Annotated in this window: 12 protein-coding genes; 4 read left to right on the top strand and 8 right to left on the bottom strand. The window is 60.2% G+C overall.

What is annotated here, in order from left to right; all coding sequences use genetic code 11:
• The first annotated feature begins 302 nt into the window (after positions 1 to 302).
• The gene (locus BVL55_RS06975; RefSeq protein WP_075996287.1) at positions 303 to 4,322 is read left to right on the top strand and encodes an apolipoprotein A-IV repeat region-like domain-containing protein; all 4,020 of its coding nucleotides are present in this window, start codon (positions 303 to 305) and stop codon (positions 4,320 to 4,322) included.
• 62 nt (positions 4,323 to 4,384) lie between these two features.
• Here the strand turns inward: BVL55_RS06975 and BVL55_RS06970 are convergent, their stop codons facing one another.
• From BVL55_RS06970 to BVL55_RS06955, 4 genes are all read right to left on the bottom strand, one after another.
• Positions 4,385 to 5,047 (bottom strand): ABC-type transport auxiliary lipoprotein family protein, encoded by a 663-nt coding sequence (locus BVL55_RS06970; RefSeq protein ID WP_083649414.1) that lies wholly within the window; start codon positions 5,045 to 5,047, stop codon positions 4,385 to 4,387.
• A gap of 117 nt (positions 5,048 to 5,164) precedes the next feature.
• On the bottom strand, positions 5,165 to 6,535 hold the full coding sequence (locus BVL55_RS06965) for an MlaD family protein (RefSeq protein ID WP_075996285.1): 1,371 nt from the start codon (positions 6,533 to 6,535) through the stop codon (positions 5,165 to 5,167).
• A complete protein-coding gene (locus BVL55_RS06960) occupies positions 6,535 to 7,359 on the bottom strand; it encodes an ABC transporter ATP-binding protein (RefSeq protein WP_075996284.1) in 825 nt (274 codons plus the stop codon). Before BVL55_RS06960 ends, BVL55_RS06965 begins: the two co-directional genes overlap by 1 nt.
• Before the next feature lie 7 nt (positions 7,360 to 7,366).
• A complete protein-coding gene (locus BVL55_RS06955; RefSeq protein WP_083649413.1) occupies positions 7,367 to 8,557 on the bottom strand; it encodes an ABC transporter permease in 1,191 nt (396 codons plus the stop codon).
• A gap of 141 nt (positions 8,558 to 8,698) precedes the next feature.
• Here BVL55_RS06955 and dgcA point away from each other — a divergent pair, with 141 nt between their 5' ends.
• Positions 8,699 to 9,682: an N-acetyl-D-Glu racemase DgcA gene (dgcA, locus tag BVL55_RS06950; RefSeq protein ID WP_075996283.1), complete on the top strand. Its 984-nt coding sequence runs from the start codon at positions 8,699 to 8,701 to the stop codon at positions 9,680 to 9,682.
• On the opposite strand, the gene BVL55_RS06945 is transcribed toward dgcA, so the two are convergent.
• From BVL55_RS06945 to BVL55_RS06930, 4 genes are all read right to left on the bottom strand, one after another.
• Entirely contained in the window at positions 9,648 to 10,841 is a 1,194-nt protein-coding gene (locus BVL55_RS06945; RefSeq protein WP_075996282.1) for an MFS transporter, read from the bottom strand. The two genes, dgcA and BVL55_RS06945, sit on opposite strands and share 35 nt — an antisense overlap.
• On the bottom strand, positions 10,838 to 11,773 hold the full coding sequence (locus BVL55_RS06940) for a threonine ammonia-lyase (protein ID WP_075997982.1): 936 nt from the start codon (positions 11,771 to 11,773) through the stop codon (positions 10,838 to 10,840). Before BVL55_RS06940 ends, BVL55_RS06945 begins: the two co-directional genes overlap by 4 nt.
• A 121-nt stretch (positions 11,774 to 11,894) precedes the next feature.
• Positions 11,895 to 12,929, bottom strand: a complete 1,035-nt coding sequence (locus tag BVL55_RS06935) for a glycosyltransferase family 4 protein (protein ID WP_075996281.1) — start codon at positions 12,927 to 12,929, stop codon at positions 11,895 to 11,897.
• On the bottom strand, positions 12,929 to 13,741 hold the full coding sequence (locus BVL55_RS06930; RefSeq protein WP_083649412.1) for a UDP-2,3-diacylglucosamine diphosphatase: 813 nt from the start codon (positions 13,739 to 13,741) through the stop codon (positions 12,929 to 12,931). Before BVL55_RS06930 ends, BVL55_RS06935 begins: the two co-directional genes overlap by 1 nt.
• A gap of 146 nt (positions 13,742 to 13,887) precedes the next feature.
• Between BVL55_RS06930 and BVL55_RS06925 the strand changes: the two genes are divergently transcribed.
• On the top strand, positions 13,888 to 14,667 hold the full coding sequence (locus BVL55_RS06925; RefSeq protein WP_075996280.1) for an SDR family oxidoreductase: 780 nt from the start codon (positions 13,888 to 13,890) through the stop codon (positions 14,665 to 14,667).
• Between the two features lie 31 nt (positions 14,668 to 14,698).
• Positions 14,699 to 17,023, top strand: coding sequence for an NADP-dependent malic enzyme (locus BVL55_RS06920; protein ID WP_075996279.1), 2,325 nt, complete (start codon positions 14,699 to 14,701; stop codon positions 17,021 to 17,023).
• The last annotated feature ends 1 nt before the right edge of the window (position 17,024 follow it).

The raw sequence follows: 17,024 nt of genomic DNA, 5'->3' as shown, positions 1-17,024 counted from the left end.
TTTTTAACCTTGTTTTAACTATTTGCTGAACAGCAAAGCCGATTTATTGTACCCTCAACCACAGTGTGCCATGTAGATTGGCTTGCGGCAAGACGGCAGCAGGAGCGCCCGGTAACCAGGGTTAACCAGCTGCCGATACGAGGGTGACCAGGGGCGCGGACACGGCTTGGCGATTTTTTCGCAGCCAGCCGCCTTCAATCGGCATCCAGCTTTCTGCAACAATCAAGGCCCACACACGACTGCCATACCGGCAGCCGGGCTTGGCCCGGAGCGGCGAAACGGGGATGCAAGAGTAACCGACCATGGCCAGCAAGTCCGGCAAAAAGCTTGAAACCGATGCGGTAGCCCAGGCCGTCGAGAAGGCACTGGACATTGAGGTCTCCTTTGATGATCTCGATGAAGCCACGCGCCAGGCGGCAGATGACGGCGATGCCCTGTTCAACGAACTGGAGGAAAAGCTTGCCGCTGCCGCCAGTGACTTGCGCGAGGCCGAGGAAAACGGCGATGCCAAGGCAAAAACCGGCGGTTCAAAAAAATCCGGCAGCACAACAAATACCGCTGCCAGCGCGCCCTCGGCCCGGCTTCCCGCCGGCGATGCGCCCGTTGACCGGGATGAAGCGGAAAACCCTTATCTGGTTCCGGCCAATGACGAGACGCGCAACGCGGTTTCCGAACTGGTTTACAGCCTGCAGAAGAAGCCTTCCCGCATGCCGCTGGTTATTGCCGCGATATGTTCTGTGCTGTGGCTGGCGCTGCTTTGGTATTATGTCCGGACAAACGAGCCCGGCCTTTTGGACCCGGCCATTCCGCTGCTTGAACGCCTGAGCGATCCGCAATCCTACATTTATGCCGGGCTTGCCATCATTCCGGTCATGATGATGTGGGCCTATGCCACGCTGCTGCGGCGGGCGCAGGAAATGCGGCAGGCAGCAGGCTCCATGACGGAAGCCGCCATACGGCTGATGCAGCCAGAATCGATTGCCTCTGATTCCATTCGTTCGGTGGGCAGTGCCATCCGCCGCGAGGTTGCAGCCATGAGCGACGGTGTGGAACGCGCCCTCGCCCGCGCCGGACAGTTGGAAAGCATGGTGCAGAACGAGGTCTTGAACCTGCAGCGCTCCTACTCGGACTCTGAAGTCCGCCTGCGTACGCTGTTGTCGGACATTTCGACGGAACGCGAAAGCGTCATCGGACATGCCGCACAGCTTCGCGATTCAATTGCCGGCTCCCATACCGGACTGGCGGAAGAACTGGATGCTGCAAGCGGGCGCATCAAGGGCGCCATCGAAGAAGCGACCAGCGTATTGAGCGACACGCTGCAAACACGCGAACACGGCATTACCGCCTCTCTCGGTGAAGCCGGCGAGCGGCTGGTTTCCCTGCTTTCCTCCAGCGGCACGGAGCTTGAATCCAGGCTTTCAGACCGCACTGCGGAGCTGGAAAAAACGCTGATGGCCAGAACCCGCGATCTCGACGAGCAGATATCGCTGGCCGGCTCCACCGTTGCCAATCTGATGCAGACCCGGTCGACTCAGCTCAAAGAACAAACTGAATCCCTCACCCGGGACTTCGAGGATTCGATCGGCATCCGGGTGTCGGACTTTTCCTCGCGAATGGCAGAAACGGGCGATAGCCTGAAATCCCTGCTGGATGCGCGGCTGGCTGCCCTCAACGACTCCCTGGAAAACAAGGGCGCCGCCTTTGTGGAAACGCTGGGCGGGCGAACCGCCGAACTCGACAAGGTGCTGACCGAACGCACTTCCGCCGTCAACGAAGCATTGAAGGCGCGCCTCGACAGCTTCTCCGGCGACGTGGGCAATCAGTTCGCCAGCTTTACCGGCATGCTGGACGAGCGCCAGAACCGGCTTGAAACCTCCATTCAATCGGTGGGCGAAGGCATCGCCCAGCGCTCCAAGAAGCTGGAAGAGGCGATACACAAGCAGCATGCCGACATCGCGGCATCGCTGATGAACGGCCTGACTGCCGTCAACGCCAAGGCGGCGGAGATCCGCGAAAGCCTCGACGGCGAAAACCGCAAGCTTGTCGAGGGCATGGATGCACAAAGCCAGTCGCTCATTCAGCAACTCGATGCACGCCTCAACTCCTTGACGCAATCGGTGGAAAACAACGCCGCCACGCTAGCCAGCCTGATGGAAGAAAAATCGACCCGGCTTGCCGAAACGCTTTCTGCCGGCTCGGAGGCCCTTTTCAGCGGCCTCGACACCCAGACCATCAACTTCGCCAGCGGCCTGGATGAGAAAAGCGACAAGCTGCTGGGCAATCTCGACCGGCGCACCGAGGACATGATTGCCAAGATCGATGGCAAATCGGACGGATTTGCCTCCACCCTTGAAAACCGCGTCGCGGCAATCGGCCAATCGATAGACGCCAAAACGGCGACATTTGCCGAAGAGCTTGAAGGCCGCAAGAAAGGCATCAGCGAGGTTCTGGACGAGAAACTGACGGAGCTTGGCGGTATCATGGCGACCGGCGAAGCCGGCATCACCAAGGCGGTCGAGAGCAAATACGGTCTTTTCTCGAAGATGCTGGAGGAGCGTCAGAATGCCATTGCCGCCGAACTTGATTCAAAAATCCAGTCGACGGTCGGCGCAATCGATGAAAAATCAGCAGCCATTTCCACCATCCTTACCGAACGGGCGAACATCATCCAGAACAGCCTGGGAAGCGGCCTGACCGAAAGCCAGCGCATGCTGGAAGCCAAGACCAGGGAATTCAACGAACTTCTGGAAAGCCGCTCGAAGGAGCTCTCGGAAATCCTCGATTCCACCGCCCTGCCCCTGGTCGAACAGATCAAGACCCAGGGAGACGAGGTGGCCGGCAAGCTCGGCACTGTCCATGCGTCCGTCAAGGAGGATGTTGGTGCCCTGCTTACCAGCCTCAGCGATGTCACCAGTTCGATGGGCGTGCTGATCGACCAGGCCGGCACCGATCTTGCCAGCATGCGGGAAACAATCTCCTTCCAGGCCGCCAACATGGCAGAGACAGTGGGCAAGGCCCGCAGCGATGTGGAGCAGTCAAGCGATTTGGCCAATGCCACCCATCTGAAGATGGAGGAAACCGTCCGAAACCTGCTGGCCAATATCGGCGACATCGCCGGCCGTTTTGAAAAACAAGGTCAGATGCTTGAGGAAGCAACCTCGCTTATCGACAATGCACAGCGCAATTTCTCCCAGACGCTGGAAGACCGCGAGGGCGCCCTTACCGAGCTTGCCGCTGGCCTTTCGGCGCGTACCAGCGAAATCGAACAGTCGATGGCGGCCTTCGGCAACATGCTGACCAAGACCATGGACGAAATGACACAACGCTCGCGTCTGGTCGGCAGCACGGTATCATCGGAAGTGGGCACGGCAATCGAGGAAACCACACAGCGCTTTTCCGCCGCCACCGAGGCGATGCGCCATGCCGCACAGCAAATCCAGAGCGAGTTGGAAGAAACCCGCAACCAGATGCGCCGCGGTGTCATGGAACTGCCGGAGGAAACCCGCCAGAGCGCCGATGCGATGCGCAAGGTCGTCGCCGATCAGATTGCCGCCCTGCGCGACCTGTCGGAGATTGTCACCAAATCGGGCAAGGCACTCGATACCGCACCAGCCCAGGCAACCCCGGCAAAGCAGTTTGCCAGTGCCGGTGCCAAGCGGCCGATTGCCGCCCCTCGCCCCCAACCTGCACCAAGCCCCCAACCCGCACCGGGCCTCCAGAACGTAGCAAGCACACAGGCTGCGCCCCGCCCGCAAGCGCCAACGCAGGCTCATGCTGCACCCCAGCGGGATTTTCCCCCGCAGACGCAGCGCCCGGCCGCTACCGGCCCCATCCCGGCGCCGCAAACGCCGGCAGAAGCGGCAAATGACGGCTGGGTCAGCGATCTGCTGCGCCGGGCATCGCAAGAAGACCGGAGCGCTCCCGCCAGCCCCTATGCGCCCGGCGGCGGGCGCCAGCCGCAGCAAAGCGACCTGCACCGCATTGAAAGCCTAAACGCGCTGTCAATGGACATTGCCCGGCTGATTGACGATGAAGCCTCGATTGACCTGTGGCAGCGTTATCAGCGCGGAGAGCGCAATGTGTTCACGCGGCGGCTCTATACCCTTCAGGGGCAGCAGACATTCGACGAAATCCGCCACAAATATTCAAGCGAGCCGGAGTTCCGGCGCGCCGTGGACCGTTATGTGGACGATTTCGAGCGGCTGCTGAAGGATGTTGCAGCCAAGGACCGCGACAACATCATGACGCAGACATACCTGACGTCGGATACCGGCAAGGTCTACACCATGCTGGCACATGCCGCGGGCCGCTTCGGCAACTGATATGCAAGCCTGTCTGAAAACTGTCCGGATATCGCGCGCGGCGACCGTGAGCGGCGTTGGCATTACACGCCCGAATAAGTCCATTTGACAATGTCCGCCGACACCAGATCGAAGGCGTCGTCGAGCGCCGTTGCCACGGCAAGGCCACCTGTGCCGCCCAACGGGACCGATGCGGTGAATACCCGGGTGCGCACGACCCGGCCCGTACGGTCGGAGACGAGTTTCACCGAAATCGAGACCTTGGCAACGCTGCCTTCCTGCAGGTTGGCTTCAAAGGCTCTGATATCGCTGGCCAGCTGATAATCGATGACCAGCCCCTCCCCGGGTTTTGAAACCGCCCTCGCCCGGCCCGTATTCTCAAAGGTTTCGACCAGCTTTGCCTGCACAACCTTGGGCAGGCGGTCTGTCCATTGCGCCCTGGCGATATACTCGACTTCCGCTTCGGACGGCTTGATGACGATCTGTTCGCTGTCGAGCACTTTCAGGGCGGTGGGCTCAAGAACCAGCAACTGGGCACGGGTCCCTCCCCGCAGGCCCGGCACGGTTTCCAGCGCCGTCAGATCGTAGGTGCTTGGAGCAGGACCGGCAAGCAGCGACGTGCAGCCGGAAACGGCAAGCGCCAGCGCCAGGCCGGCAGCGGCGGGAAGCAGTTGCATGCGCAAGTGTCTCACCACCACACCCGGCGCCGATTGCGAAATCTGATATGGCGCACCCCGCTTACGCATTACTGATTTACCTCTCAAAGCGCTTTACTTGCCCGAATTGGAGCAACCTCGCGCCACGCCCCATGTCATTGTTCCAGGACCCCTGCATTCCAGGATGCCTGCCGCCCCAAAGGCCGCCTATCGGCGTGGCCTTCCATTGTAGGTGCGCACACCCCCGCCCCCGCCAAGCAGAAAGCGCTGCGGATCGCGCTCGATCTGACCGACCACCCGGTCAATCCGGTTGACCGAACGGCGGGCATCGGTGATCAGCGCCTGTATATCGCCCAATCCGCTGTTGGTAAATCGGCTAATGCCGCCGGTGATCGAGTTGATCGAGGTCTGCATGGTTTTTGCAACAGTGCGGAATTCGGCCAGCGTCAAACGCACATCCTTCATGACATCGCCGCTGCCATCGGCGCCGAGAAAACCGTCCAGCTTGGCCAGAACGCCGTCAACCCGGGTGGAGGATTGGTTCAGCCGTTCGGCCATCTGCCTGGCGTCGGTGATGATCTTGTCGATGTCCTGCTGGCGGTCGGTGAAGGTCTTCGTCACCGTCCGGGCATCGGCGACAACCTGGCGGGCGCCCGATGCCGTCTCGCGAATATCGGTAATCGCCTGCTTGACGGTTTCCGGCTCGACGGAAGCAAGTACCCCGTCGGCCTTGTCCAGTGTGCCCGAGAGTTTGGTGGAGATGGTTTCAAGCTGTTTGGCCACTTTTTCAACCGATACCACCACGCTCTCGATGCGCTCGCCGCCCTTGCGCAAATCGGAGGAGAAGGCCGCCACATTGTCGACCGTGGTTTTGACCTTTTCGGGCTCAACCGCTGCAACGATGCGCTCCAGCCCCTTGGCGGTGCCGTCGATCTTGGAGCCAAGATCGGCCAGCGAATTGCCAATGCCCGAAGCGCTCTCCAGAAACTCGTCGACGCCATCGGCATTGCGGCCCAGCGCCTCCGAAAATGTTTCAAGATTCTTGACGGCATTGGAGACCGGGGTTCGGTTTTCCTCGATAAAGGCTTTAAGCGTGCCAAGGGCATCGTTGGCCTTGCTGGAGACGTCCCTGACTGTCTCCAGAATATCGGCGACCGCTGAAGGGCGGGCGGTAATCCTGGGTATCTGACCGGGCTCGGCGATATCGAACAGCGACTTGGCAGTGGGCGTTCCGCCTTTCAGCGACACGATGGAGACACCGGTCAGCCCCTGGGCGGCAATGGTCGCGGTGGTATCGGCGCGCACCGGCGTGTCCTCATTGACCTGGGCCAGCGCCAGGACTTCGCGCGGATCGTCGGGATTGAACACCACACGGGTGACCTTGCCGACCTTGATGCCGTTGAAATGAACGGCGCTGCCCGGCGCGAGCCCGGTTACCACACCGCGAATGGAAATGGTGATCGGGCGCTGGGCAACGTCCTCATCCAATTGGGCAACCCAATAGATGAAGCCAAAGCTCGCCAGGATGACGGCCATGGTGAAAAAACCCACTGCGACGAAATTGGCCCGTGTTTCCATTATGTCTGCACCAAACGCCGATTGTCCCGGTTGACCAGCCTGGCCCTTTTTCCCTGAAAATAGGCCTGCACCCAAGGGTGGTTGTATGCCAGCATTGTTTCAATATCGCCAGCCACCAGCACCTTTTTTTCCGCCAGAACGGCAATACGGTCACAGACCAGGAACAGGCTGTCGAGATCGTGGGTGACCATGTAAACGGTCAGACCCAGCGTATCGCGCAAGGTGGCAATCAGTTCATCGAATTCAGCCGCACCGATCGGATCGAGCCCGGAAGTCGGCTCGTCCAGAAACAGCAATTCGGGATCAAGCGCCAGGGCACGCGCCAGGGCCGCACGCTTGATCATCCCGCCGGACAGTTCGGACGGCAGTTTGCGGCCGGCATCCTGCGGCAGGCCGACCAGGCCGATCTTTACCCGTGCCAGTTCCTCCATGAGTGCGTTGGGCAGATCGAGATATTCCCGCAAGGGCACCTTGATGTTGTCGATCACCGACAGGGAGGAAAACAGCGCGCCGTGCTGGAACATCACACCGATGCGCTGGTCGAGCGCAAAGCGCTCTTCCTCGGAAAGCTTGCGGTAGTCGTGGCCGAACAGGCGGATTTTGCCGGCATTCATCTTGTTGAGGCCCAAAATGGCCCGCATCAGCACGGACTTGCCCGCCCCCGAGGCGCCGACAAAGCCTAGGATTTCGCCGCGATATACATCGAGATCCAGGTCTTTCAATATCTGCCGGTCGCCAAAGGAGACATCGACATCGCGAACCGACAAGACCACTTCGCCATGTGGCTGGCCGTTTTTTTCCGGTTTTGTTGTCTTTATTGCCATGGTGCGCTCAATAATCGATGGCCGCATAGAACATGGCGAACAGCCCGTCCACGACGATGACGAAGAAGATCGCCTTGACCACTGCAGCGGTCGTTCTGCGGCCGAGGCTCTCGGCGCTGCCTTCCACCTTCATGCCTTCCACCGCTGCCATGGTGCCAATGATCAGGGCCATGAAGGGGGCCTTGATCAGGCCGGAAAACACAGTGGAAAGGTCAATCCCGGCGCGCAACCGCAAAATGAAGTCCTCAATGCTGATGCCGGCATAAAACCGCAGAACAAGGCAGGCACCTGCAAGGGCTGCCATGTTGGCCAGGAAGGTCAGCAGCGGAAGCGCAATGGTCAGCGCAACGAGGCGCGGAAAGACCAGTACGCCAATGGGATTGAGCCCGATCACCGTCAGCGCGTCCACCTCTTCGCGCATCTTCATCGAGCCGATTTCGGCGGTCATCGCACTGCCGGAGCGGCCTGCCACCATGATGGCGGTCAGCAACACGCCCACTTCGCGCAGCAGCAGGATGCCGACCAGGTCGACAGCCCAGACCTCCAGGCCGAAGACACGCAGCTGAAAGGCGCCCTGCTGGGCAATGATGGCGCCGATGAGAAACGACATCAGGGTTACGATCGGCACGGCCCGCAGGCCCATCCGGTCGATGTGATGGACGATGGATATGGGGCGCACGCTGCCGCGGCGGCCGGCTTTGAGCTGCGGGCCGCGGATGGCAGCGCCAATCACGTTGAGCCCCATCAGCGTGTCCACCCACAAGGTGTTCACCACGCGGCCCAGGCTGTTGGCGGTTCGAACCAGCGCGTTTTGCCGCTTGTGGCGGTCAAGATGCTCGCCGACTTGAAAATCAATGGCGCCGATCAGGCGGCTGGCATGGCTGCCGGCATTGACCAGTTCCCATTGAATGCCGTGTTCACCGGCACTGCGCACCAGGCGAACGATCAGCCAGGCACCGGACGTATCGACACTTTCAAGGCCTGAAAGGTCTACCTTCAGCGCGGTTTTGCTGCCCGCAAGGCCGGCAAGCTCTTTTTCCAGTTCCGCCACCGCGAGCGCCATTTCGCCCGACTCGGCAACCAGCCAATCGCCTTCCGGCCTGGCGACCATGCGGTCGTCCTCCCGCAGAACGGGAAGCAGGGCCGCTTTGGCTGGCGCGCCGTTATCGGCGGTTTCGTTTGATGGCTGGATGTTCATACGTTTCGCTGCGGGTTTGCCGCCGGGTTACTCGGTTTTACCTGTGCCAGGCGGACATGATGGTAACAGCCCTTGCCTGTGTCACCGCAGCACCATAAACCTGCCGCAGTCAAATTGAAACGGCGTTGAAAGGCTGATTGCGTGGCAAGAAAACTGAGCATCCTGCGGGAGGTGTTTCCCATCGCCGGAAGTTTCACCATTTCAAGGGGTGCGCGTACCGAGGCGCATGTGGTTCGGGTCATCCTTGAAGACCAGGGGGCTAAGGCCCATGGTGAGTGCGTCCCCTACCCGCGTTACGGCGAAACCGCCGAAACCGTTACCGCCGCGATCGAGGCTGCAAGAACGGAAATCCAGTCGGGCTGTTCGCGGGCCGATCTGCAGCACATCATGCCGGCAGGTGCAGCACGCAATGCGGTCGATTGCGCCTTGTGGGACCTGGAAGCAAAAAAGCGCGGCAAAACCGCAGCCGAGATTGCCGGTCTTGCACCGCTCAAACCCGTGGTAACTGCCTATACGATCAGCCTTGGCGATCCTGAAAAAATGCGTGCCGATGCCCAAAAGGCCGCCCATCGCGACCTGCTCAAGATAAAGCTCGGCGGCGATGGCGTTGGCGAGCGCCTGACTGCAGTGCGCGAAGGCGCACCGCAGGCAACGCTTATCCTCGATGCCAATGAAGCCTGGAGCGAGGCCCTGTTCGAGCCGCTGATGGCGGAGGCGGCAAAAGCGGGCGCTGCCCTGGTGGAACAGCCCTTGCCCGCCGGCAAGGATGCGATGTTGCAGACGGTGTCGCGGCCTGTCCCCGTTTGCGCAGATGAAAGTCTGCATACGCGCGAAGAACTTGGCCAATTGCGCGAGCGCTATGATTGCATCAACATCAAGCTCGACAAGGCGGGCGGCCTGACCGAGGCGCTGGCATTGCAGAAGCAAGCAAGAACGCTCGGCTTTCAGATCATGACGGGCTGCATGGTGGGAACGTCCCTTGCCATGGCGCCGGCCATGCTCATTGCCCAGGATGCCGAATTCGTCGATCTCGACGGGCCGTTGCTGCTGGCTGAGGACCGTAAGCCACCGATCGAATTTCCCGGTTCGCTTATTTCACCACCGCCGCAGGCCCTGTGGGGATGACCCTGTAAAAAGCCAGAAGTGCCAATGCTGCCAGACAGACCGCGGTCATGATGAGAAAACCATGGGCGCCCAAACCGTCATATAGCGGCCCGGAGAAGAACACCCCTGCCCCCATGGCAATGCCACCCAGGACGAAACCGGCGCCCTGGGCAGCGCCGAGATTTTCTTCCGGAACCGCCTCCATGATGTAGTGCATCAGCCCGATGTGGACGGCACCGAAGGAAAGCCCGTGCAGAATTTGCAGGGCAAGAAACGCTGCCCCGCCATCCACAAAGGGAAACAGCGCCCAGCGCAGGGCGCCACCGGCACAGCCCGCTGCAATGACCTGAACCGGTGAAAGACGGGCAAAGACGGCTTTGGAATACTGAAACACTGCAATCTCGGCAAAGACGCCAATCGCCCATAAAAGCCCGATGAAAACGCCTGAAAACCCCAGTGTCTGCCAGTAAATCGATCCGAAACCGTACAAAAGGGCGTGGCTTGCCTGGCCGAGCCCGCTTGCTGCCAGAACCAGCAGAAAGGGCCGGTTGGCAAGCAGTTTGCGCCGTGTGAGGGCTTCTTGCCCATGGGGAGAGGCGGCCTGGCGGCGGCCAATGCGGGGGATGACGAAGGATATCGCTGCCCCCGCCACCATGGCTGCAATGATCGCATGGAGCAGCAGTTGCGGCTCACCTGACGCCAAAAGCCACCCGCCGCCAAGATTGGCGAGCACAAAGACGAGCGAACCCCAGATGCGGATGCGCCCGTAGTCAGTGCCATAGCGGCGCACCCCCGCAAGGGTGATGGCGTCCAGCAGCGGCAAAACCGGATTGAAGAAGAAATTGTAGAGCAATGTCACGGCCAGGATCGGCCAGAAACTACCGGTAAAAAGATACAGCAGGACAGACAGGGCCGAGGCCACATAGAGGTTCGACAATAATACCGAACGGTCATGATATCGGTCGGCAAAGGCCATGACCTGACCGGAAGCCAGCACGCGAATGACCAGCGACATGGAAAGCACCGTGCTGATTTCAAACGGCGTTAAGGACTGGGCTTTCAGCCAGACCGGAAAATACGGCAGGTACAGGCCGACAAAGATGAAATTGGCGCTGAATCCCAGTGCCAGACGGGTGGCAAACCAGGGTGGCGGGGTTTCACCCGCCTGTGGCAGATTCACCGGATCTGCGGCAGTTCTGCCGCCCTTTGCAGCATACCGGGGTCGACATTGCCGCCCGACAGAACCACCAGCACTGTCTTTGCGGCAAAATGCTCCCTGTGCTTGAAAAGGCTTGCCAGCGCCACCGCGCCGCCCGGTTCCACCACCAGTTTCAGCTCGCGGAAGGCGAAGGCAACGGCCTGCAATGCCTGTTCGTCAGAAACAGCAAAGCCCCGACCTGCCAGCTGGCGGTTGAGGGCAAAGCCGATTTCGCCAGGACTGGGGGTGAGCACCGCGTCACAGACCGAACCACCCTCGGCCGGATTTTTTTCCAGCCTGCCCGAGGCAAGCGAGCGCCGGTAATCATCGAACCCCTCCGGCTCACAGGTATGGACTTGCGCGCCGGAAAAAAAGTGCGCAACCGAAAGCGCTGTCCCGGAAGTCAGGCCGCCGCCACCGGTGGGAACCAGCACGTGGTCAAGATTTTCTTCGCCACGCGCCTGCAGGTCCCGGCAGGCTTCAAGCGCGGCGGTTCCTTGCCCTGCAATGACACGCGGATCGTTGAAGGGGTGGATGAAGGCGGCGGCGGTTTTCTCGCGATGGCCAGCGGCGACCTGTTCGCGGTCTTCGTTCATGCGGTCGTAAAGGATGATTTGCGCGCCAAGCCGCCTGGTCCGGTCGATCTTTGTTTTGGGTGCATCGGCGGGCATGATGATCGTCGCAGGAATGCCGTGAAGGCTGGCAGCATCTGCAACGCCCTGGGCATGGTTACCGGACGAGACGGCAATAACGCCGTTGGCACGCTCCTGCGGGGACATGGAGGCAATGGTGTTGTAGGCACCGCGAAACTTGAAGGAACCAGTGCGCTGCAGGCATTCCGGCTTGAGGTAGACGCGGCAGCCCGCCACTTCGTCAAGATAGGCTGAATTGAGCAGCGGCGTGTGCACCGCCATGCCTTCAAGGCGGCCTGCGGCGGCAACAACATCATCGAATGCGGGAGGCACTACCTTGTCCGGCACGGGCTTACTCCAAAGAGCCAAGCCTTTACCCAAGCGCGGCCGAATTACAATAGGTTCAGGCCGCTTCGCGCAGATTGGTCTTGAGTACGGAAAGCAGAATTCCGGCGCAAGCCTGCCAAGTGTAACCAAGGGCGTGGCGGCGGGCGGCGGCGCGGTCAAGATCGAGCGCGCAAAGCGCGGCGCGGCGCAGGTCGGCATCGACCACTCCGCATGCCGGGTCGGTAAGAATATCGATGGGACCGGGCACGGGAAAACCGGCAACCGGTAAGCCGCATGACAGGGCTTCCAGAATGACGTTGCCGAAGGTGTCGGTAAGGCTGGGAAAAACAAAGACATCGGCATTGGCATAGTGTTCTGCCAGCAAAACACCCTTGTGCACACCGGGGAATACGGCGCCGGGATACTTCGCCTTCAGCTTGGGCAGGTCCGGGCCGTCGCCAACGACTACTTTGGTCCCCGGCAGATCAAGCGCCAGAAAGGCATCGATGTTCTTTTCCGTGGCGATGCGACCGACATTGAGGAAAACCGGCCGTTCCAGCCCGGCATAAGGCCCGTCCTTTTGCGGGTTCTCGCGCCGATGGGCCGGATTAAACAGTTCATGATCGACGCCACGGGTCCAGGCCACAAGGTTGTTGAAACCCTTTTTGCGCAACTCCTGTGCCATGGACCGGGTTGCCACCAGGCAGCCATTGCCCGCATTGTGAAAGCGGCGCAAAAAGCCGTAGGTCCAATCCACCGGCACAGGGAGGCGGGCGTTAAGATATTCGGGAAAACGGGTGTGATAGCTGGTTGAAAACCGCCAGCCCAGTTGCAGACAGGCTTTTCGCGCCGCCAGTCCAAGAGGGCCTTCGGTTGCAATGTGCACCGCATCCGGCGCCGCATCGGCCAAGAGCTTGCGCATCGGGCGGGCAGTCGTCAGCGACAGGCGTATCTCGGGATAAGTGGGCATGGGAACGCTGACATGATCCTGAGGGGTGACGGTGATAACGTTGTGACCGCGCCGCTTCAATTCGCCGATAACGTTGACCAGCGTTCGCACGACGCCGTTTACCTGGGGGTGCCAGGCGTCGGTGACGAGGAGAATGTTCATCAGGCGGCCTTGCGCATCCGCCCGCTGCCGGATTTGCCATCTGCCGGCAGGAGGATGGTTCGATCGTCTTCACCGGCATTTTCATCCGCCCAGCGGATCAGTTCCAGATTGCCCTTTTGCGTTTCAACAATGGCGGTGCAGCTTTCCACCCAGTCGCCGGTATTACAGTATTGAATGCCTGCCCGCTCGGCGATGACGGCATGGTGAATGTGGCCGCAAATGACCCCGTCCAGACCGTGTTCGCGTGCCTCGCTGGCGAGTGAAACCTCGAATTCGCCGATGAAATTGACAGCATTCTTGACCTTAAGCTTTGCCCAGTTCGAAAGCGACCAGTAGGGAAAGCCGAACTGACGGCGCACCTTGTTCAGCCAGGTGTTGGCCCACAGGGCGAATACGTAGGCCCAATCACCAAAATAGGCGAGCCATTTGGCGTGGCGAACGACAACGTCGAACTGGTCGCCATGGATGACCAGAAACCGCCTGCCATCGGCTGTTTCATGGACCTGGCGGTCGCAAATCTCGATGCCGCCGAAATGCGAGCCCAGATAACTGCGCAGAAACTCGTCATGATTGCCGGCAACGTATTTGACCTCGGCGCCCTTGCGCACCTTGCGCAGCAATTTCTGGACAACGTCGTTGTGTTCCTGGGGCCAATACCAGGCCTTGCGCAGGCGCCAGCCATCAACAATGTCACCGATCAGATAATAGCGGTCCGCTTCAACCTGCCTGAGGAAGGATAACAGTTGTGCCGCCTGGCATCCTGCCGTACCAAGATGAACATCCGAGAGAAATACGGTTCTGAATTGTTGCACTTAATCGTCCCCATCCTTGGTAGCCGCTGCAGCCGGCTTGCTTGATTTGCATGACGGCGGCTTGACAGAGGTGTGACAGCTTTCAGACAGGATTGTGTACGGTAAGCAGGCGTGATGTGCCCGTTGGAAGTGAGGAGAGGCAGGACATGGATTTGGGAATTGCCGGAAGAAAGGCAATCGTATGCGCAGGCAGCCGCGGCCTGGGGAGAGGTTGCGCCGAACATCTGGCAGACGCCGGCTGCACAGTCTTCCTCAACGGGCGCAACCCTGAGGTCACCAACCAGACAGCAAGGGATATCCAGGAGCGCACCGGCTCGAAGGTTATCGTGGTGCTGGGCGACATTTCCGATCCGCTAACGCAGATGCATGTTTTCGACGCCTGCCCCGAGCCGGACATTCTCATCAACAACAATGGCGGCCCGCCGCCGCGTGACTTCCGCGAGCTAGGGCGGGAGGCAATTCTCGAGGGCGTGGTGCAGAACATGGTGACGCCCATCGAAATGGTGCAGAAATCGCTCGACGGGATGGTGAAGCGCCGGTTTGGCCGTATCGTCAACATCACGTCCCTGTCGGTCTATTCGGCCATTCCCGGCCTCGACCTGTCATCGGGTGCAAGAGCGGGGCTGACGGCATTTTTGGCCGGCATTGCGCGCACCACCGCGAAAGACAATGTCACCATCAACCAGATCCTGCCGGGAAAGATGGATACAGACCGCATCCGCTCCAACCTTGAGAATTCAGCCAGCAAAAAAGGCACGAGCCTTGCGGACGAAGAGGCTGCTTCGATTGCCGCCATTCCTGCCGGGAGATTTGGAACACCAAGCGAGTTCGGCGCCCTGTGCGCGTTTTTGTGTTCGGCGCATGCCGGCTATATGACGGGCCAGAACTTCCTGATGGATGGCGGCCTAAATCCAAACGCATTCTAATTTTAAAACAAGGTCATATAGAGTTTTATTAATGTCAGATATCAAGAAAACAAAAAAACAGAAACCGGGCGGCTACAAGCCGGCCAGCGAACTGGAAGAAGCAGCGCTGCACTTTCACCGCTATCCCCATCCGGGCAAGCTGGCGATCGTGCCGTCAAAGCCGCTGGGCAACCAGCGTGATCTGGCGCTGGCCTATTCGCCCGGCGTTGCCGCGCCCTGCCTGCACATTGCCGACGATCCTGCGATGGTGAGCGACTACACCTCACGCGGCAATCTGGTTGCCGTCGTCTCCAACGGCACTGCCGTGCTTGGCTTGGGCAATATCGGTGCGCTGGCTTCCAAGCCGGTGATGGAAGGCAAGGCCGTTCTGTTCAAGAAGTTTGCCGGGGTCGACGTGTTCGACATCGAGGTCGATGAAACCGACGTGGAGAAGTTCTGCAATGTGGTGGCAGCGCTGGAGCCCACCTTCGGGGGCATCAACCTTGAAGACATCAAGGCACCGCAGTGTTTCGAGATCGAAAAGCGTTTGCGCGAACGCATGAACATTCCGGTCTTTCATGATGACCAGCACGGAACGGCGATCATTGCCGCGGCGGCCATCCTCAATGGGCTGGAACTGGCCGGAAAGCAACTTTGCGACACCAAGATCGTTGCATCGGGTGCGGGCGCTGCCTCGATTGCCTGTCTGAACATCCTGGTCTCCATGGGCGCCAACCGCGACAATATCTGGGTCTCCGATTCAGCGGGCGTCATCTACAAGGGCCGCAAGGAGCGCATGGACCCTTACAAGGAAGCTTATGCCAAGGAGACCAATGCCCGCAGCCTGACGGACATCATGGAAGGGGCGGATGTGTTCCTTGGCCTTTCCTCGGCTGGTATCTTGAAGCCAGAAATGCTGAAGGAGATGGCGGAAAAGCCGATGGTGATGGCGCTGGCCAATCCCACGCCGGAAATCATGCCGGAAATCGCCATGGCGGCACGGCCCGACGCGATGATCTGCACCGGGCGCTCGGACTATCCAAACCAGGTCAACAACGTGTTGTGTTTCCCGTTCATCTTCCGCGGTGCGCTGGACTGCGGCGCAACGACGATCAACGAGGACATGAAGCTTGCCGCGGTCCATGCGATCGCCGAACTGGCAAAGGCGGAGCCGGCCGATGCCACCGCCATGCCGGGCGGCATGACACCCAAGCGCTTTGGCATCGATTATCTCATCCCCTCGCCTTTCGATCAGCGGCTGATCATGCGCATTGCGCCGGCGGTTGCCGAAGCTGCCATGAAAAGCGGCGTCGCCACACGCCCGATCAAGGACCTTAAGGCCTATCAGGACGAACTCTCCCAGATCGTCTTCCGTTCCGGCCTGATCATGAAGCCGATCATCGAAAAGGCACGCTCACAGCAAAAGCGGGTGATCTACGCCGATGGCGAGGACGAGCGGGTGTTGCGGGCTGCACAGGTGGGCATCGAGGAGCACGCTTTTGCGCCGATCCTGGTTGGCCGCCCGAAAGTGATCGAAAAGCGCCTTGCGCAATTCGGCCTTGGCTTGAAACCCGGCAAGGATTTCGAAATCATCAACCCGCAAAGCGACCCGCGCTACCAGGATTATGTGCAAGAATACATGATGCTGACAGGGCGGCGGGGAACGACGCCGGAAACCGCAAGGCTGCTGGTGCGCACCAACACCACGGTGATTGCCGCCCTTGCGGTCCATCGCGGGGACGCCGATGCGATGATCTGCGGCCTTGAAGGACGGTTTTCACGCCATCTCAACTATGTGCGCCAGATCATCGGGCTTGAAGACGGCGTTACGGATGTTGCTGCCCTCAGCCTGCTGCTCACCCAGAACAAGGAGATGTTTCTGGCAGACACCCATGTACGCGAGGAGCCGAGCGAGGATGAAATCGTCGCCACCACCCAGCTTGCCTGCCGCGCCATGCAGCGTTTCGGCATCCGCCCAAAGGCGGCGCTGCTGTCGTTTTCCGATTTCGGTTCGCGCGATACGCCCTCGACCCTGAAAATGCGCAAGGCGGCCGAGCGCCTGCACGAACTCGACCCCGAACTCGAGGTCGACGGCGAAATGCATGGCGACACGGCGCTTTCACGCCTGATCCGCGACCGGGTGATGCCGATGTCGCGGCTCAAGGGACATGCGAACCTGCTGATCTTTCCCAACCTGGACGCCGCAAACATCACGCTTTCGGTTGCCAAGCAGATGGCAGACGGGCTGCAGGTCGGCCCGATCCTGCTGGGAACGGCCAAGGCCGCCCATGTGCTGACGCCGGCGGTGACCTCCCGCGGGGTCTTCAACATTTCGGCGATTGCTGCCGTTGATGCCATTCATCATCAGGAGGGGTAAA

It is taken from the genome of Salaquimonas pukyongi (genome assembly GCF_001953055.1).
Classification (GTDB): domain Bacteria; phylum Pseudomonadota; class Alphaproteobacteria; order Rhizobiales; family Rhizobiaceae; genus Salaquimonas; species Salaquimonas pukyongi.
Note: the sequence above shows the minus strand (reverse complement) of the source record. Positions and strands in the feature narration are given on the sequence as shown.